Raw genomic sequence first — 19747 nt, forward strand, 5'->3', positions numbered from 1 at the left:
AAAAAAACGTTAAACAATTCGCTTCTGTTCCCGCATTACTTTCCTATTTGTGTATGTTTCATATCATTTTATATCAGATCGAACGCGGTCTTTAAGTTCCTGTTTTTTTGCAGCATTCCATCCACTAACATTGGATATATAGCCAGTTACCCTTGAGAGTTGGTGGACACTGTGATTCATGCAATCCGGACACATTGGTTGGTCGCATACAGGACACTGTGCAACAGTTGCAACGGTATCATGAGCACATTTTTCCTCATTAAGTGCAACCCATATGTGAACTGGACATGGATTATTTTCATCAGTTTTCATAGGTTTTCCATCATTGAACTCATTGCACCATTCTTTACATCTGTCAATAAATTTATTCTTTGGGAGTGCAAACAGCTCTTCTGTTGACATTGTTTGTGAATTTGACATTTTTATTTCTCCTGTTTTTGTGTACTCTTTAAATTTGAATTATTGATTAATAATGGTTTTTAAACCCAGAATAGGATACTAATAAACCGAAGTTGGTAACAGAGCTGATAAAATGAAAAATATATTATAATGAGACTCAATCAACCACAATCAACCCCAATCAACATTCCATCTTCGCTCTCGATGATCTTCCTAAATCCCATCAGAAAATTAATTTTGGCAATATTTGGAATCGCTATATAGAAGCTCTTGTAGGATGACTTGAGAGTTGATATTTATATACCAACCATTTTGGAAACATGTTCATCCTTGGTCAGAGATTTACGATACTTGAACATATGCTGTTTGATCTTTCTCTCTCAGGGAAATAATCCATTGCGTATCTATTTCTCCGTTTTAAGGATAAGTTCCTCTGGTTACTTTTTCGTAAAGTCTATGTACTTACAGATACAATATGAATATCGGGTATGGGTGCTATCTGACTATTCCTGGGTATCAAACCAGTCCTCAATCAACAATCGTCAGCAGTTTAGTCCAGCGAAGCCATTGACGAATGTATGAATCAAAAGTATGAACAAATAAGCATTTGAAATTCCAGAATCTGCTTTCCACAAGCATATGGTTGAAAAGAGGGCAGATGTTCTGGTATGGTGATCAGGTCTACGGTTTAATGTTTTATCAGGCCGTCCTCTTCTGATCACCTGCGAAAGTTCAAAAGACCCGGCCGAGAATTGGATATGAAGTTTAATAAAGAACAGGGAAGATACATCATTCTGGGCAGCATCGATGGTCTTTTGGCTGTGCTTGGTGTGGTAATCGCAACGTCACATGTTGTTGACGATCCGTCAATTATCATAAATGCAGCCCTTGGAGGTGCGGTCGCTCTTGCCATGACCAATGGTATTGGATCCTATCTTGCAGAGAGTGCTGTAGAATACGGAAACCTGGCTGAACTCGAGAAACCATTGCTAAGAAGTCTGGAATCAACTGATCTGGAGGCTCAGACAAAGAAGAAGATATGGAACGATTCCATAGCTCATGGTGGTTCGAGCTTTATGGGATCCCTTGTCCCGATCTCACCTTTCTATTTCTTTGACGAGATGGCTCTTGAGATAGCTGTCGTATTAAGCATCTCAGTTCTTGCCATACTGGGGATCTATTCTGGGAAGATAGCAAAGCAAAGTGTCATAAAACATGCTGTGAGAATGGTTGGGCTTGGTGTACTGATCGTTGCTGCTGTTACAGTACTCGGGCTGGAATAAAAGGGAATCCGGTAAATAGATGGAATGCAAATAAACTAATGGAGTTGTCATTATGGGGGATATAGCATACAGGAACATCCTTGTTCCAATAGATGAGACACAAATGTCAAAAAGGGGTGTCGATCATGCACTTCATGTTGCAGAAAAAGAAGGCGGCAATCTCATAATCGTCTATCTGGAAAAAAGAAGGGAACTTGAATCCATCTTTCCAAAAGAGCTCTCTGAGAAGATGCTGGCAGTTGTCAAAGAGAACATCGAAGCTAACATGGAATATGCAATGAACGAAGCTAAAAAAGCAGGGATCCCAGCTGAAAAGATCGTTCTCAGCAGCGAGGATATCGGTAGAGATCTTATAAGAATAGCAGAAGAAAAAGCTGTGGACCTTACGGTCATGGGATCCGAGTCCCTGAGGAGAGATCCGCTTGGCAGTCTCACACGCTGGATTATTGCAGCAGATGTCGGACCCGTACTTGTTATTACCAGCGAAGATTAAGACATTCAATTTAAATGTGATGGAAAGCTATAAGGGAGACCATGGTGATCTCGACTTTATTGCTTTTCCTGTTAGGCCTTATTCTGATTACTAAGGGGGCGGATTGGTTCATCGAATCCGCAGTATCCATTTCAACAAAAAGCGGGCTTCCAAAGATCATTATAGGGGCCACAATTGTAAGCTTTGCCACAACTGCTCCCGAGTTCACAGTTTCTGCAATAGCTGCATATATTGGTCACACTGACCTCACCATAGGAAACGCAGTTGGCTCAGCTATCTGTAATATCGGCCTGGCACTGGGATTGGTCATAACGATAAAGGCAATACCCCTGGAAGATGGAGGTTTCCTCCATAAAGGTGCCATCATGCTCTTTTCAGGACTCACACTTATAGCTTTAACACTGGATGGCGTTCTAACATCAATTGATGGTCTGATATTGCTTGCTATTTTCGTAGGATTCCTTTACTATAACTACCGCCTCCAGTCTGCAATATTCGATGGGTCGGAAAAGAAGAGGGAAAAGGTATCTCTGAAAGAAATGAAGTCTGATATCTTCTATTTCATACTTGGCTCAGCCTGTGTGGTCATCGGCAGCCGCCTACTCGTAGATTCCGGAACTGAGATCGCATACTGGCTGGGAATCCCTGAAATGATTATCGGACTCACACTTGTAGCCCTTGGAACATCATTACCAGAACTCATAACTGCTATATCTGCAACATTGAAGGGACATCAGGACCTCTCCATAGGCAACATCCTTGGAGCCAACACAATGGACATTGCAATGATACTGGGATTCTCTTCACAGATCCGAACACTTCCTATTCTCTCTCAGTCCATTAACTATGACTTCCCGGTTATGATCCTTATCATGCTGATGCTTGTGATCTTTGGAATAACAAGAAAACGACTTGACAGGTGGGAAGGCGGTGTGATCCTTATCACATATGTTGCCTACATTGCGGGTCTTTTCATATTCTACAATTGAAAGGTAGGCGTTTCCAGAAAACGCCTGCGAGATCGATTTATTTTAAAGCCTCTAGAATAAGATGGCATCAGCCTTCGATATGCTTAAGTCCTAACAAACTGAACTTATTATGGGGAATTACTATGAACAAAATCTGGTTGATATTATTGATTGCTATCACTATGATGGCTGCAGGATGTGCTGGCGACGATACTGGGACAATGACATATACTGATGATGATGTGGAGATAACTGTCACAACACCGGAAGATGCTGAAAATGAATGGTGTCCTGTGGGAACTACATGGCAAGCATCAAACCCACAAACCGGTGAGAGTATGGATATGGAGATCGTCGGGACCGAGGTTATTAACGGAGTGACGCTATGCAAAGCAGTCGTCGAGATCGAACCTGTTACAGAAGATATTGCTAAAATTGAATACCTTTGGTCAGAAGAAGCTGAGATGGTTATCTGGACCAGCTACGATGCATCCGACAATGTCAAATCAGAAATGACAATTATCGATGGGGTTATGACAATCACTGATGAGAACGGTCAGGTCATGACCTTCGACATGAATGAACAATAATCTGCCTTTGTGAATATGCGGTATTTTCTGCAATATTCACTTTTTCTTAATGTTTTCTCTATTTTTTCTACTTTCTACCTGGATCTCTGGATCAAATTGATATTTTTATTCTCCCGGAATATTTCCTTGCAAAAGGTAAAGAGCTATAATCCATCACATAGTATAGCTCAGCATCACATTCAATTAATCATTTAGAGAAGGATAGAGAAATGACCTCAACCCGCTTCATAATCACTGTTATCGGTATCGACAAGATAGGTATTGTTGCTAATATCACAAAGGTGATGGCAGATTTCAATGTGAATATCGTTGATATCAGCCAGACCCTTATGGAAGACCTGTTCACCATGATAATGCTGGCAGGGGTGAAAGATGAGAACTTCGATCTCACAGCATTCCAGAAAGCAATGTCCGAAGAAGGGGAAAAACTTGGAGTGGAAGTACGTGTACAGCACGAAGATGCATTCCGCTTCATGCACAGGATCTAAAAGGAGGATCAAATATGCTTGTCCATCCGGAAGAGATACTGGAAACCATCCATATGATCAAAGCGGAGAATCTCGATATCAGAACCGTTACAATGGGCATCAATCTTCGTGGTTGCTGTCACAATGATATCGATGTGCTCAATGAAAGGATCTATGAGAAGATCACCGGTTATGCTAAGGACCTTGTCAGGACCACTGAAGAGATACAGAACCTCTACGGAATTCCCATCATCAATAAACGCATAGCTGTAACTCCGATCGCTATCGTTGCTGAAAGCTGTGATACGGATGATTATGTGTCTATTGCAAAGACACTTGACCGTGCAGCAGAAGATGTTGGAATTGATTTTATTGGAGGTTTCACTGCCCTTGTGCATAAAGGAGCAACTCCCGGAGACATAAAACTTATCAATTCCCTTCCTCAGGCACTTGCAAGCACCAATAAGGTATGTTCATCCATCAACGTGGCTACCACAAAAGCAGGCATCAATATGGACGCTGTGGCAATGATGGGAAAGATCATCAAGAAGACTGCTGAAGCAACAAAGGATGACGATGGGATCGGATGTGCAAAGCTCGTCGTCTTTGCCAATGCACCGGAAGATAATCCGTTCATGGCCGGCGCATTCCACGGCATTGGTGAACCTGATTGTGTTATCAATGTCGGCGTAAGCGGTCCGGGGGTCGTGAACTCCACCATCAGGGAACTCAAGGACCCTGACCTCGGCGAGATATCAGAAGCCATCAAGAAGACAGCTTTTAAGATCACCAGAATGGGGGAGATGGTCGGAAGGGAAGTTTCCCGTCGCCTCAATGTTGAGTTTGGTGTTGTTGACCTATCCCTGGCACCAACACCCGAGATCGGTGACAGTGTAGCTGCCATTCTTGAAGCAATGGGACTCCAGAACTGCGGGACCCACGGAACCACAGCAGCTCTTGCACTTCTCAATGACGCCGTGAAAAAAGGCGGATCAATGGCATCCTCTTATGTCGGAGGTTTAAGCGGTGCATTCATCCCTGTAAGTGAGGATGCAGGCATGATACATGCAGTTGAGATCGGTGCGTTGAGCCTTGAAAAGCTTGAGGCTATGACAAGTGTTTGCTCTGTGGGACTGGATATGATAGCCATCCCCGGTGATACATCAGCCTCCACGATCTCCGCGATCATTGCAGATGAGATGGCCATCGGAATGATCAACAAAAAGACAACAGCTGTACGCCTGATACCTGCACCTGGTAAAAAGGTTGGTGACAGCGTGGAGTATGGTGGACTTCTGGGACGCGCACCCGTTATGGCTGTATCCGAATTCAGTTCCGAGGAATTTATTGGACGCGGTGGAAGGATACCTGCACCGATACAGGCACTTACGAATTAAACAGTGAGCTAATTAACTAACGAATTAATTAGCTAACTAAATATATAAATAAATAATTAAATATATAATTTTCAATGTGAGGAAAGAATAAGCAGATCAACTGCCATTTTAATCGAAGCAGATAGCAATGATCCTATCTGCAATGGCACTTTTTCTTTCACCTTTTTCTATTTTAATGTGAACGTCCAGGTACTTTTCATATAGCACCTTACGCTCATGATACAGCTCTTTCAGGCTTTTATCCTTTAAACCCACAACTCCTCTTTTTGAAGGGTCTATCCTGCGAGCTATCCGACCAAACGGAGCATCCAGGTAAACAATAGTTGAGATGGATTTCAGATGCTCCATGGCAATTTCAGAATAGATCATACTGCCACCTGTTGCAATGATGCAGCTTCCCGATGGCTCAAGGTCAAGAACAACCTGTTCCTCCAGTTCAAGAAAGGCAGCATCTCCGGAATGGTCAATGAATGATTGCAGACTCATGCCAATCTTTTTCTTAATGAGATTGTCAACATCAACAAAACCATAATTCAGTTTTTTTGAAAGCAACTTTCCAATTGTGGTCTTGCCCACACCTGACATTCCGATAAGCGTGATGTTCATATTTTCACTCATTTTAAATTCACTCAAAGATTATCAGGATCGAATATATAATTTTCATCAGTAATAAATTTAATTATAAATATATATAGCCATAAACTAAATCTTAGTTATGTTTATATTATAATTGCTATCCTTTATATATGGGAGAATCTAAAGTGGACCAGTTAAAAGAAAGTCTGGATGGAAAACTGTCTGTAAATAGGCAGAAAATACAGACTCCAATAGGTCATGCATTACGCATGGACACTGATTTTAGCGTAAGAACTCCTAAAGGAACACTGAATGGAAAAGCCGGAGATTATATACTTAAGCATAAAAGTGGCATGGTCTCCATAATTAAATCATATGTTTTCAACAAAAGATATGACATCTTACGCTAAAAGGAATTTTATTAGCATTCTAATGAGAAAATGAATTGCTATACGGATTTAGCTGATGCTATTTATTCATTATTTCTTTCTTTATTTATGAATTTCTTCCTTATGTAGATCAAAAGCGTGTAACTTGCAAGACCGCAATCTTAGAAGAAGTATAGCTCTTTTAAGAGCCCTGTCAGAATGTAAAAGCTTATCTAACTTCCAGAGGAATAACAGAAATTATCATGGATCATGAAAGGTTCTTACTCTATTCTTCTGCTTTTGTAATAATGGGACTTTCCAATGCAGTTATACCCATACTGCCTGAGCTTGCTGCCACCGGGCAGACAACATCTGTCACCTCATCAAGCCTTTTATATTCATCGTTCTTCCTTGGTGCACTTTTCACCATGCTCCCTTTTGGAATTCTCAGTGACAGATTTTGTAGCATGAAATTTGTAGTACTTGGATTGCTACTTTCATTCATATCAGGAATTGTTATGGCCGTCACGGATGATTTCATGGTCCTCGTTCTGGCACGCTTTATTGAGGGAGCATCATGTGGTGCTTTCTTCCCTGCTGCATTTGCAAGGTTAGCACTGTTCACAAAAAAGATGCGCTACATAGGAGAATTCAACTTTCTTATCAATGGAGGGCTTGCTGCAGGTGTTGCAGTCACAGGCTACCTTGCAGATATCAGTATCAAATACGGAATATATCTGTTTGTTATATTGACCGCATTTACTCTCATCTCAGCATTCTATTATATGGCCTGTCCTACCGGGAAACATGATAAAGATGATGTGGCGAAGATCGGATCAATGTCAGTGGGAGCCTATCTCTCATTCATTACGAGCAGAAGTTCACTCAGTATATGGATCATCTCGTTCCTGCTCGCGGGATCAAGTGGTGTGCTCGTATCCCTGTATCCGGAATATAGCAGTAGTTTTCTGACAAAGGCCGAACTGGGGATTGCGATCTCATTATTATACTTCTCAACCATGATCTCATCGATAACAATAGCACGTTTCAATTTTAGCTATGAGGAACTTATCAAAAAAGGAATCCTTATAGCAACAGTTGGGATCATTGCAACAATCTATTTCCCGATGACCGGATTTACTGTTATAGGTCTTGGATCAGGGATCATGCTAGTTGGACTTCCACTGTCTATCACGAACATGAAGGTCGATCATGGAACTGCAATGGGGATCTACAACACCTGTATCTATGCTGGACTTGCATTGATGCCACTGATAGCAGGAGCATTTACAGGAGCATTCGATATAGGGATGATATTTTTAGGAACTGCAGTTCTGTTCGGTGTAACTGTGCTTTTGAATAGTTTTCCTGTTCAATCCTGATCATAAAAGCAATGAAATGATCATTCATTTTTTCTTTTATATGATGCCTGAACTATTTCATGGATAGTGGTTGATTTTTCAGCATCAATTGAAGGTGTAAACAAGCATTTTGGGTGGCAGACCCGGCAATTGAAATCAATATCAAAAGGTATAATAACCAGTAATAGCGAACATATAAAGAGAAGAGGACGTATCATTTTTGGATCGGATGAAACGTTCATAAAAACAAAAGAGGAGCTACTAAAATGCTAACACTTGTAGTTGGCGGTTTTCTCGGAAGCGGAAAGACCACCACGATAATCAATACTGGTAAGTATCTCGTAGATAAGGGGCATAAAGTTGCCATTATTGTCAACGAGATCGGAGAGATCGGGATCGATGGTGATATCATCAATAAGTTCGGTTTCGATACAAAAGAGATTACGAACGGATGCATCTGTTGTTCACTTAAGATGGGCTTACGCTCTACTGTGATTACACTTTTTAATTCTTACAATCCGGATGTCCTTATAATAGAACCTACCGGAATTGCATTCCCGAACGTGATCAAAAGAGAGGTCGAGCTGATGGACCTGGGAGAAGGTGCGGAAATAGCACCTCTTGTGACCCTTATAGACGGCAGCAGGTTCAAACACCTGCTAAAAGAGATGAAACATTTCTCCACCCGCCAGATAGAGGATGCAGAGATCCTTGCCATCAATAAGATCGACCTTATGGACAACATCCAGATACCTATTATAGAAGAGTCTGTACAGCAGCTCAACAAAAAAGCAAAAGTGATACGTATCTCTGCAAATAACACTGATGAGAAATTCTATCGTTTCATGGACATGATTCTTCCTGAAGATATGCTTAATGGATTTCCGGATATAAAAATTCAGGAAATGAAGCCGAAAGAGATGGGTAATTCATCCCTTGCTGCTGCAAGTGGCATATCCCTTGTCAGCAAAAAAGAGATGGAATTTATCAAGGATGAGCAAGAAACTGAGAACTCTATCGATGCATCAGGTGTTGCAACTTACGCTGCAGAGTATACGATCAAGGACAGGACGGGTATCGATAGGGCAAAGATGATCGCTAAAGAAATAATGGCGAACATAAAAACAGAAGTTATGGAGCATAGCCCTGAGTTCATAGGTCATATCAAGATGTTCCTCGATTCTGATGCAGATACAGTAAAAATGAATGTAACTGCCTACTTCGAAGAGCCGCAATTGGAATTGATAGAAACAGGAAAGAATGAGAACCTCAAGTTAAAGATACTTTCAGCGATCTCCAATATGGAAAAAGATGAACTTGTGAGGATAGTAGATACATTTTCAACGGATGCTTTCAAACGTTATGGAATTGAGATTGAAAAACTTGAAGCACACCATGAACACGAGCATTCACACCATCATTAAGACGGTTATTTGCAATTTCAGCGTGCTCCTTACAAACTGATTTTGTAGGGGCAACTTCTTTTTTGTATGATTTTTATAACCTGTTTTGCACTTTTATTTTAAACATTTAGTTCACCTTTTTTTGAGTTGCTACAATATGATGATTTTTTAATATCGCATATTTTACAACCCAAATGATAATTTTTTATTCTTACAATAGTAGGAAATTGCTTGCAGACATACGATTTGACTATAAAGTAAGGTAGTTGACCGCAAAGTAAGGGACTTTATGGGCAAGCCCCAATTAATAGTTAATTTTAAATAATATTAAATATACAGTAAGATTCCGTGTGCCTAATTGGATCGAAGGTACAGGAGTTACAATAGATGATAAATTTAGGAAAAGGATAGACGAAATGTGCCTGCCTGATGTTGCTGGCACTTTTCATCATTTTTACAGCAACTACATTAACAGCATCCGCTGCAACAGTGGATGGAAACGCACAGGCAATTGCTGATCTGGAAACAGCATTGACATTTGTCTGGCTGCTTGTTGCAGGAGCAATAGTGTTCCTGATGCATGCAGGATTTTCACTGGTAGAGGTCGGACTTACACGGTCCAAGAACACTGCCAATATTCTCATGAAGAACTTCATGACCATATGCCTTGGTATTCTGGTATACTGGGCAGTGGGATGGGGTATCATGTATGGTGCCGATGCAGCAGGACTGATAGGCATCGACCAGTTCTTCCTTAAAGGAGCAGACAATGCCCTCTGGAACAGCTGGTGGTTCCAGATGGTGTTCGCAGCAACCGGAGCAACCATAGTTTCCGGGGCAATGGCAGAAAGAACTGACCTGAAAGCTTACCTTATATACACGATTGCACTTGTAGCATTTATCTATCCGGTATACGGTCACTGGGTCTGGAGCGGTGCTGACAAAGCACTTCTCGCAGGTGTTGAAAGCCCCATAGTAAAATTCGCTGGTGTGGGATTCCATGACTTTGCAGGATCCGGAGTAGTACACTCAATAGGTGGTTATTCTGCTCTTGCAGGAGTGATGCTTGTAGGTGCCAGGATAGGTAAGTTCAGAAATGGAAAGCCAGTAGCTATTCCAGGCCACAACCTTACATTTGCATTCCTCGGAACTCTTATCCTGGCAGTGGGATGGATAGGTTTCAACGGAGGAAGTACACTTGACGGTAATGATCCATACATGAATCTGGTGATTGCAAACACATTCATCTCAGCAGCTGCAGGTGCAGTAGCTGTGATGCTGATCACCTGGATCAAGACGGGGAAACCCGACCCCTCACTTACTGCAAACGGTCTCCTCGCAGGTCTTGTGGCAATTACAGCACCATGCGGTTCAGTTAACAACTGGGCAGCACTGGTTATCGGACTTGTAGGAGGAATTGTTGTCTACAAAGGAGTAATGTTCAATGAGACTGTCCTGAAGGTAGACGATCCTGTAGGTGCTATTGCAGTACACGGTTATGCAGGAAGCTGGGGGCTATTAGCAGTGGGAATATTCTCAATAGGAATGGGGAACGGTATTCTTTCCGATGCAGTATATGCAGCAGAAGGATTAGGTTTGATCTATGGGGGATATGGCCAGTTCGTCATCCAGTTCATAGGAATGGTCTTGAGTATCATATGGGGATTTGGAATTTCCTATATTGTATTCAAGATAATTGACCTTGCAATAGGGATCCGTGTCTCTGCAGGAGATGAGATCGCAGGCCTTGACCAGGTCGAACATGGTATCAGGGCATATCCTGAGTATGTTCTGAGCAGAGAGGAGGCCTGATAGAATGCAGAAGATAGAAGCGATCATAAGGCCCACGAAGATACATGATGTTAAGGCTGCACTGGAGAATGCAAAATTCGAGAGCATGACCATAACGGATGTTACAGGCCGTGGTAAACAGAGAGGAATGATCCATCAGTGGAGAGGACGTGAATATTGCGTAGACCTGTTACCCAAGATCAAGGTTGAGATCGTGGTTCCAGAAGCAAAGGTCGATGAAGTGGTCGGGATCATCATGGAGAACGCTTCAACGGGTGAAGTTGGTGATGGAAAGATATTCATCTACCCTGTCGAAAGAGCTATTCGGATACGCACAGGCGAAACAGATGGGGATGCACTCTAAAGTGCATCCCTTTATATTTATTTTGATCATACCTATTTTATTATAATAGGTTACAAATCTTGCTTCTTTTGGGAATACATATCAAACTTTTCTTCATTCAAATTCAAATAATGCCGACACCAACAAAAGTTATTTTTGACTCCATCGGTGGATGATGCCATCCTTCCGGTGAAACATGCTTTTCCGTTACCGTTACATTAACGTTACTTTCCCGAATACCACATTCACTCATGTAGCTATAGGCCATCGATCTGCCATGATCGTTAGCAAAAGTTAATGCCTGTACGTATGTGTCAAACTTTAGCCTTCCGTCAGGAGAGAATACAAAGAAATCCCTATCTGGATCGTTCAATGACACCGGTTTTATCATAATCTCGATCCTTTTGATGCCTTTGCCAAAAAGAGCACCTGCAGCATTACCCACTTCAGCATGATCCGGAACTATCACGTCAGCGTTTATGAAAGATCTGACATCATCCTTATAGGCTATTACAGGCCCTCCAAGAAGTATTACTGGAATTTCGACGTCGAACTTTGCCTTGAACTTTCCATCAACGATCTTTTCAATTCCTGAACGGTCCACTCCTGGAAGGATATAAGACATCAATTCAAGTGACATGTTCCTGGCAAATCTTTTTTTCAGAGAGGCAGAAAGCTCATATTTACCGGTATTATTCAGCTTTGCAATGACATCCGCACCCAATTTGGATGCCTCTGAGTTCCATTCATTGTACTCACCAAGAACATGCAGTACATCTGTTGGTGTAAAACCGATGGCCTGGATTAATCTTTTCTTTATGAGAGAGCTCAATATAAAGGAAGATGGAGGTTTTTTAAGCCTGGTACTCATATCATCGAACGAAACAGGATCTATGCCTATCAAGGATAGGACCATCTCTTCATTCTCTGTCAGTTCAACGATCTCATGGTTGGTTCTTACAAAGAACTTGGTTGGCTGGATATTCTCATCAAAAAGCCTGCGAGAAGGAACTACAATTCTCTTTAATTTTTCGAGAAACCCTTTATATTTAACAGCAGCAAGGCATAAAGGTTCTACTCTTCTGGGACCTATGTACATGTTTTTGTCCTTAGTCCAGATATGACTGTCACCACCCATTGCAGATGTTTCCATATGAATTGCCTTGACCTTTGTCTGCCAGCCACCAACAATTGCACCTGCTTCACTGAGGTCTGGAACGTTTTCACAAAGCATGGAAACGTCAGTACTTGTACCACCAACATCTATGACAGCGCATGTATCAATATCAGAAAGATAGGAGGCACCGATCAGACTTGCAGCAGGACCTGAGAATATCGTTTCGATGGGTCTTTCCAGCGCGTCTCTGATACCAACAACAGAACCATCGCATTTGAGCATGATGAGCCTTGCATCCATCTGCCTTCTCTTCATTTCGGATATTATTGCATTAATGAAATGTTTTCCAACAGGGAGTAATTGTGCGTTAAGATAAGCTGTTACTGATCTCTCATAGGCACCTATATCCTGGGAAAGTTCATGTCCACATACTACCGGTTTACCTGTGAGTTTTGTGATCATCTCCTTTACCCGGAGTTCATGCTCAGGATTGCGTATGCTAAAATGTCCGGATACAGCAAAAGCTGAGACATTATCCTTGACCCTCAGGACGAAGTTCTTCACAGCTTCTATATCCAAAGGTGCCATTTCTTCTCCCATATGGTCATGGCCACCTGAAACAAAAATGATATCATTCGTTGGGAAATCCTTTTCAATATTATGATCACCTGCAAGAATAAGGGCTACCGGATAGCCGGTATCTTCAAGAACAGTATTTGTGGCAAGTGTTGTGGAGAGTGATACAAGTTTTACTTTTTTCAGGTATTCTTCATCGATACCATCAATTGCATTCTGAATTCCCTCGATCAGATCAGGATATGTTGTCAGTGCCTTATTGGAAGTTACAACTGACCTGTTAGAATCCCTTACAAGGATCGCATCCGTATATGTTCCGCCTGCATCAATGCCCAAACTATATTGCATTATTTTTCACCTTTATCTCTGCTCATAACGATCTGAATTTCCGGGTCCAATTTGAAACGGAAATTCAGATCGCTAATAGAAACATTATAGAGGCTCGACGTGAACAAATACGTCCGAAACTCCTCTATAAGTTCTTTTCAGATCACTTTCGATGCGTGCCACCAAACGCTGTGTGTCCCTGATATGCATATCAGACAATACTTTAACACGTAGGTCAACAAAAATGCTCTGCGAAGCTCCATGCGCACGAACCATATAGCAATCCTCCACTCCATCTATCGAATTCACTATTCTGCAGACAGCATTTTCATCTAGCCTACAGCCATCACATAATGTATTACTGGATTCGACAATGATGGATGCACACTCCTTAAAAAGAAATGCAACGATAAGAAATACGACCAGGATCTCTGCCAGTGGATAGATAGTTCCGGATATCAGGATCCCTGCAACTACAATTGATAATAAAAGGTCGGTTTCCACCAGAGATGGAGTTAAAATATCTTTTAGCCCTAAGGCCGAATCTTCTTTTTTGTTTTTTAATATTAAAATATCAAGAATGATTGCAACAAACAATGTGGCAAGTATAAATGGATAAAATTTGTAATAATTATCTACTGATATAGCTGTGATTATCGTTTTTAGAATATAGATGCCAAACAGAACAAACATTAAGGCAACAAAAAGAGACATCAATGAACCATATTTTTTGTATCCATATGGATGATCTCTGTCAGTAAACTGAGAAACTATCTGTGGAACAAATATTCTGGCAGATCCGATTGTACAAATAAACAGCGAATAATATCCAATTGATTCAATTGCAGAGAGACCCGCATAAATTCCTATAGTTAATTCAAGAATTGCAATTGCCAGGTAAACTAAAAGGAAGGCAAATGATATTCCCTTTATTGAATAGATCGTCCACATATTGATCCCTTCATTTTTTCAGATCAAGTAACAACCGATCAGGTGACCGGCTGGAAACTTGAAAGTATCTATTTTTTGCACCGTGATTATAGAGGTGCAACTGTCTTGCCAAATACTGAATTCGCTACAAGTGCAAGTGAGGTGTACATTGCACAAAGACCAAGTAATAAGGTCATGTAACCTGCCAGAGAGCCAATTCCAATTCCAAAGTTTGCTGCTGCATTCAGGAAGAATGTCAGTGTGAGTGTAATGAATACCACAATTATTGCCTTGACACCGATCTTAAACGTAACAAGCAATAATACCAGGGAAACCATGCCCCATATCAGAAGGTAAAAACCAACGGATGCTGCACTGGCTGCACCGAGTACTCCTCCTGCAAGACCTGTAGACATTAGTATGAACGCAAAGGAAAACCAGAATAGGCCAAAAGCTGAGAATGCTGTTGCTCCGAAAACATCGCCTTTTTTCCAGCCCTGCATACCTGCAAATACCTGTGCAAAGCCACCAAGGAATATGGACATTGAGACTACCATTGTAGCATCTGCGAAGAATCCTGACCCCATCAGGCCAAGCATTGTAGCAGCAAGACCAAGTCCCATAAATCCGAGAGGGGCAAAGTCTGCTGTATTATCAACTATACTTCTTAAATTTTCGTCTGTCAAAGATGATCACTTCCTGTTTTATTGTAATAATGGATGTTGTAAACTACCAATAATTAATATGTAGAGTTGTGAATAAATATAAGTCACAATAAATTATAACGCGAAACCTCGCTCATTAAAAATATAAACCAATAATTTAAAGGAGATAAAGGAGTTTGTAAATTCCTGGGTATCGCCTCCTGTCTGTTTGTTTGCTTTAGGGAAAGGGTGTTACCGTAGTTAGTAAAGGGGTTTAAAAACGTCTGTAATACAAGGTGATGAAAAGTAGCCCCGAAAGATCCGGGGCTACAGTCCACGTCTGGGAGAAATTTCCAGTAATCTGCTTAGAGACCGTAGTTCTCAGGCAGGAATACCTTGACTTCTTCCTTGTACTTTGCCATGGAGTCGCTCATGAAGGTGTCCTGGTCGTCTGTAAGTGCGGACAGTGCTTCCTTTGCATCTGCGAGTGCACCCTTCTCGAATCTTGTGAGCTCGAGCTTGCCAGCCATGCCCTCTTCCATGATCTCTATGGATTTGAGTGCAGCGTTCTTTGCACGGAGATATATGTCATTTCCGTCTTTGACAATTGCTTCACCAACGCGGTATGCATTGTCATATGCAAGCACATAGCCTTGTGGATCCCTGAACTTGTCGGAAAGTGTGAACAGGTCTCTGAGATCCTTTGCTTTTCCTGTTGCAGTTGCTGTGTTCATTAAAGCACAGTCATATGCAAGGGATTCTGACCAGCACTGGACAGAGGTTCCACCGAATTCAGCGTGGTATTCTACTGATTCGTTGGACCAGAGGTCACAGCACTGCATGACAAGGTTGCCCATTACATCAGAGTGTGCGCAGGTTGAACTCTTACCTTCCTGTGCGATTGGGACACCAGCAATTGATTTTACGATGGTGTTCTCATATCCACAGTCCTTACCTGGACCTAGAGCTCCTGCCTCGTATGCTGCGAGTGATCTTGGTGCTGAGATTGCTCTTGCAATGATAGCAAGTGTGTGAGCAAGGTTCTTGTCGAGCAGACCACCTGCAATGAACATTGCAGTGTTTGCTTCGGAACAGTCAGTGTCACCGGCTGCAACAACATTGTTCTTCTTTGCAACACTGGCGATCTCCTGCCAGATGAAGTCCATATCAATGGTGCCCAGGCAGCCAATTGCGTAGAGCATACCAGGAACATCGTTCCTAAGGATGGAGTAGTCGAATACTTCCTTACCACCCATTGTTTCAATTGATAACAGGTCTGCACCGTTTGATGCTACTTCTTCGAATGATTCCATGAGGGTGTTGAACTTGTCACCTCTAAGCTCAAGGAAGTCACGGTCTTCACGGATGTCACCAGGTGTGTGTCTCAATGCACATTTGATACCGTATTCATCGTGGAACTCTTCCATGATTTCCTTCTGTGCGTGTGCGACCTCTCCTCCCCATGTTGGGTTGTTGGTCATCTGTTCAACGTGTTCTGTTTCAAGTACTACAGATGGGAACCCTACCTGAACCATGCGGTTCATGATATCTGTGGTGATCCTCTGGTATTCCTTGACGAGTTTCTCCTTTGATGCACCTGCTTCAGGTCTTGGAGCATAGTTAACTTCAGGGGTTGTGTATCCGCCACCGATCTCAAGGCCAAGTCCTGCCTTTACAGGGAATTTGGAATGACCGAAGACCATTTCATCTGCACTGCCGTATGCCATCTTTGTATATCTGTTGATTGCCATTTTTCTCACCTCTTAGTGTTTATGGAATTCCTCTTTCAGTGCGCTAATACTTGCACCGGCAACGATCTTATCTGCCATCTTTGGTGCGTCAGCAGCTTCTTCACCGTAGACCCCCAGATCATAGGTAGCAACAAAGTCCTGATTAACTGCTCCACCGCCACAGGCGAATGGGACCTTAAGACCTGCTTCAAGAAGCCTGTCGTTGACAGCCTTGAAAGCGTACATTGTTGTTGTCATCAGTGCGGTACCTGTAAGCATGATTGGGTTCTCAGCTTTGACAGCCTCGATAACTTCATCCACAGGAACGTCACGTCCCAGGTCAACTACTTCATAGCCGTTTGCTCGAAGAAGAGCAGCAACGATGGTCTTTCCAATGTCGTGTACATCTCCTTCTGCTACGTGGCATACAACCTTACCCTTTGAAACAGGTGCTTCGTCAGACTGATCCTTACAGAAGTCGATACCATCGAGCATTGCATCTGCAGACATCATAACGTTTGGTAGGAAAATGATACCCTGGTCATACAGATCTGTAACAACCTTCATACCTACCATGAGAGCATCGTCGATCAATGCAATTGGATCCTTGCCTGCAGCGATTGCAGCTTCAAGGCCTTCGATAACGTCGTCTTCCTCGCCTTCAAAGATAGCTTCTGCAATTGGTCTGAATAACTCTTCCTTTGGATAGAGTTCAGCTGCAGCGTCTTCAGGCGTCATTGCCTTTTCCATTTTCACATTGTACCTTACCAGAATTTCACTGGGGTCTATATCGAGACTGGTCATGTTTTGCTTCCTTTGTTCTTTTTTATGTATTGAGACGAACATTCTAAATTTAGAAGATCGCCTTCGATCCAATCCATAAGATTTCAACCTGAAATCCTAATAAAACGTCTGGTATTTACGTATATAAACATATTTATTTGCTATTTTTACTATATAAGTATACCTCATAATTCGAATTATTTCCAATAGTTAAATTAAAAAATAAAAACCATCTATTGATTATGAAAATTAGTTCAAAATTTACCATTAATAAAAAATATAACATTATAATGTATAGATATTCTTATATAACATTATTTTAGTTCGTTTAACATGAACTCATATATATATGTATCTCTCAACCGTTGATATGGTCAAACAAATTTAATATGAAAATTAACGTCTATTGATCTCGATAATAGACTTAAAGTAATCCTTATGTTTATAAACTCTATACAAAATTATCGATATATTTATATGACTTATAACTTATTAATTTACTATTGACTGATATTAAAAGCACTAACATTAGGCAGAATAAACAAAAAACAAACAAATCGTGGAATATTAATATAGAAATATTTTGTAAAGATTGGTATGGTTATGCAAATATAATTGATCTTTTATAATAATAATTAATGATTGGTAACTCTATGGTATGCCATAACACTTAAATAGCAAATCTCTGCGCAACCTTTGACTTGACAAAAAGATTATCTTGATCAGCAGGAAATAACACTGTACCGCAATTATAAAAAGAAAGATTGTGCCATAATTTAAAAGAAAAAGTAGAAAATGAGAAGATATTTTTTTAATAACCATAATTTTCAGGTCTGAATTCAGGCATTTCAGCTTTGAATTTGTCCATTTGCTCTTCAATAAAAACATCTTTTTCATCGGTAAGGGAATTAAGTATCTTAGTAGCATTTGCCAGAGATGCTTTCTCGAACTTGGAAAGTTCTAACTGTCCCTTTGAACCTCCTTCAATAATATCACAGGCTTCAATTGCAGCGTTCCTGGAACGTAAATAGATGTCATTCCCATCCTTTACGATGGCTTCTCCTATCCTGTACGCATTATCAAATGCAAGCATGAAGGCCTGAGGATCACGGTAACGATCCGAAACCATAAGTACATCCCTAAAGACTTTTCCATAACCAGCTTCAATAGCCGTATTCAACATTGAGCAATCATAGGATAGTGTTTCACCCCAGCACTGGACACTTGTACCACCAAATTCGCCGTGATATTCTACAGACTCATTAGACCAGAGATCACAGCACTGCATGACAAGATTGCCCATCAGATCCGAATGAGCGCAGGTGGAAGCCTTTCCTTCCTGTGAAATGGGGTAACCTGTAATTGCCTTTATGATCGTATTCTCGTAACCACAATCCTTTCCTGGTCCGACTGCTCCTGCCTCGTATGCAGCAAGAGACCTTGGCGCAGATATAGCTCTTGCAACTATAGCCATCGTATGAGCAAGTTTCCTTTCAAGGAGACCTCCTGCAATGAACATAGCAGTGTTCGCTTGGGCACAATCGGTATCTCCTGCAGCAATAACATTGTGTTTCTTTGCAATGCTGCTGATCTCGGACCAGATGAACTCAACATCAAGAGTTCCAAGAATTCCTATTGAGAACAAAATTCCAGGTATGTCGTTACGCAGGATCGCGGAGTCAAAAGCACCTTTTCCTCCAAGTGATTCGATCGAAAGCATATCCGCACCGCTGGACGCCACCTGTTCAAAAGATTCCATAAGAACATCATAAGGATCTCCACGCAGGTCAAGACTTTCACGACCTCCGCGGATATCGGCAAGAGTATTGCGCAATGCACATTTGATACCATATTCATCGTAATATTCTTCCATGATGGTCTTCTGAGCATGTGCGACCTCTGCTCCCCATTCAGGATTAGTGGTCATCTGAAGAACATGTTCGGTCTCAAGCACTACAGAAGGAAAGCCCACCTGAACCATCCTTTGAAGGATATCAGTTGTGATCTTTTCATATTCTGCGACAAGTTTCTCTTTAGATTCTCCTGAGGATGGCCGGGGTGCATAATTCACTTCTGCAGAAGTATAACCGGCTCCGATCTCAAGATCAAAGCCAGTACTTATGGGATAAAGGGAATGTCCGAAGACCATGTCCTCAAAATCATCGTATGCCATTTTTGTATAACGTTTTATATCCATAAAT

The 19747-nt window shown here is 41.5% G+C and carries 19 protein-coding genes; 11 read left to right on the top strand and 8 right to left on the bottom strand.

The features are described from left to right. Positions 1-63: 63 nt before the first annotated feature. On the bottom strand, positions 64-420 hold the full coding sequence (nrdD, locus tag J7W08_RS02885) for an anaerobic ribonucleoside-triphosphate reductase (protein WP_233085149.1): 357 nt from the start codon (positions 418-420) through the stop codon (positions 64-66). 737 nt (positions 421-1157) lie between these two features. Between nrdD and J7W08_RS02890 the strand changes: the two genes are divergently transcribed. From J7W08_RS02890 to J7W08_RS02915, 6 genes are all read left to right on the top strand, one after another. Continuing rightward, complete coding sequence (locus tag J7W08_RS02890; RefSeq protein ID WP_233085150.1) at positions 1158-1682, top strand: VIT1/CCC1 transporter family protein; 525 nt, start codon at positions 1158-1160, stop codon at positions 1680-1682. Between the two features lie 52 nt (positions 1683-1734). Then, complete coding sequence (locus J7W08_RS02895; protein ID WP_048193160.1) at positions 1735-2175, top strand: universal stress protein; 441 nt, start codon at positions 1735-1737, stop codon at positions 2173-2175. 41 nt (positions 2176-2216) lie between these two features. Continuing rightward, positions 2217-3164, top strand: a complete 948-nt coding sequence (locus J7W08_RS02900) for a calcium/sodium antiporter (RefSeq protein ID WP_233085151.1) — start codon at positions 2217-2219, stop codon at positions 3162-3164. Between the two features lie 122 nt (positions 3165-3286). After that, on the top strand, positions 3287-3733 hold the full coding sequence (locus tag J7W08_RS02905) for a hypothetical protein (RefSeq protein ID WP_233085152.1): 447 nt from the start codon (positions 3287-3289) through the stop codon (positions 3731-3733). 209 nt (positions 3734-3942) lie between these two features. Next, the gene (locus J7W08_RS02910) at positions 3943-4221 is read left to right on the top strand and encodes an ACT domain-containing protein (protein WP_048193157.1); all 279 of its coding nucleotides are present in this window, start codon (positions 3943-3945) and stop codon (positions 4219-4221) included. Positions 4222-4235: 14 nt separating this feature from the next. After that, positions 4236-5597 (top strand): PFL family protein, encoded by a 1362-nt coding sequence (locus tag J7W08_RS02915; protein WP_048193156.1) that lies wholly within the window; start codon positions 4236-4238, stop codon positions 5595-5597. 108 nt (positions 5598-5705) lie between these two features. Here the strand turns inward: J7W08_RS02915 and J7W08_RS02920 are convergent, their stop codons facing one another. Beyond that, complete coding sequence (locus J7W08_RS02920; protein WP_233085153.1) at positions 5706-6215, bottom strand: shikimate kinase; 510 nt, start codon at positions 6213-6215, stop codon at positions 5706-5708. 143 nt (positions 6216-6358) lie between these two features. Here J7W08_RS02920 and J7W08_RS02925 point away from each other — a divergent pair, with 143 nt between their 5' ends. From J7W08_RS02925 to J7W08_RS02945, 5 genes are all read left to right on the top strand, one after another. Further along, the gene (locus J7W08_RS02925; protein ID WP_233085154.1) at positions 6359-6583 is read left to right on the top strand and encodes a hypothetical protein; all 225 of its coding nucleotides are present in this window, start codon (positions 6359-6361) and stop codon (positions 6581-6583) included. A gap of 221 nt (positions 6584-6804) precedes the next feature. After that, positions 6805-7923 (top strand): MFS transporter, encoded by a 1119-nt coding sequence (locus J7W08_RS02930; RefSeq protein WP_233085155.1) that lies wholly within the window; start codon positions 6805-6807, stop codon positions 7921-7923. Between the two features lie 245 nt (positions 7924-8168). Next, on the top strand, positions 8169-9326 hold the full coding sequence (locus J7W08_RS02935; RefSeq protein ID WP_233085156.1) for a GTP-binding protein: 1158 nt from the start codon (positions 8169-8171) through the stop codon (positions 9324-9326). Positions 9327-9734: 408 nt separating this feature from the next. After that, positions 9735-11117: an ammonium transporter gene (locus J7W08_RS02940; RefSeq protein WP_233085157.1), complete on the top strand. Its 1383-nt coding sequence runs from the start codon at positions 9735-9737 to the stop codon at positions 11115-11117. Positions 11118-11121: 4 nt separating this feature from the next. Next, a complete protein-coding gene (locus tag J7W08_RS02945; protein WP_233085158.1) occupies positions 11122-11460 on the top strand; it encodes a P-II family nitrogen regulator in 339 nt (112 codons plus the stop codon). A 103-nt stretch (positions 11461-11563) separates the two neighbouring features. On the opposite strand, the gene J7W08_RS02950 is transcribed toward J7W08_RS02945, so the two are convergent. The 6 genes from J7W08_RS02950 to mtaB (J7W08_RS02975) all read right to left on the bottom strand — a co-directional run bounded on the left by J7W08_RS02950 (position 11564) and on the right by mtaB (J7W08_RS02975) (position 19743). Continuing rightward, entirely contained in the window at positions 11564-13480 is a 1917-nt protein-coding gene (locus J7W08_RS02950; RefSeq protein ID WP_233085159.1) for a hydantoinase/oxoprolinase N-terminal domain-containing protein, read from the bottom strand. 84 nt (positions 13481-13564) lie between these two features. Next, positions 13565-14410, bottom strand: a complete 846-nt coding sequence (locus J7W08_RS02955) for a cation diffusion facilitator family transporter (protein ID WP_233085160.1) — start codon at positions 14408-14410, stop codon at positions 13565-13567. Between the two features lie 86 nt (positions 14411-14496). Beyond that, positions 14497-15075 carry an acetate uptake transporter gene (locus J7W08_RS02960; protein WP_233085161.1) on the bottom strand — a complete coding sequence of 193 codons (579 nt, stop codon included), beginning with the start codon at positions 15073-15075 and terminating at the stop codon, positions 14497-14499. Positions 15076-15398: 323 nt separating this feature from the next. Beyond that, positions 15399-16784 (bottom strand): methanol--corrinoid protein co-methyltransferase MtaB, encoded by a 1386-nt coding sequence (gene mtaB / locus J7W08_RS02965; protein ID WP_233085162.1) that lies wholly within the window; start codon positions 16782-16784, stop codon positions 15399-15401. 12 nt (positions 16785-16796) lie between these two features. Beyond that, a complete protein-coding gene (gene mtaC / locus J7W08_RS02970) occupies positions 16797-17567 on the bottom strand; it encodes a methanol--corrinoid protein MtaC (RefSeq protein WP_233085163.1) in 771 nt (256 codons plus the stop codon). Between the two features lie 790 nt (positions 17568-18357). After that, positions 18358-19743, bottom strand: a complete 1386-nt coding sequence (gene mtaB / locus J7W08_RS02975) for a methanol--corrinoid protein co-methyltransferase MtaB (RefSeq protein WP_233085164.1) — start codon at positions 19741-19743, stop codon at positions 18358-18360. Positions 19744-19747: the final 4 nt, after the last annotated feature.

Origin of the sequence: Methanococcoides orientis, from assembly GCF_021184045.1 — an archaeon.
GTDB classification, from domain to species: domain Archaea; phylum Halobacteriota; class Methanosarcinia; order Methanosarcinales; family Methanosarcinaceae; genus Methanococcoides; species Methanococcoides orientis.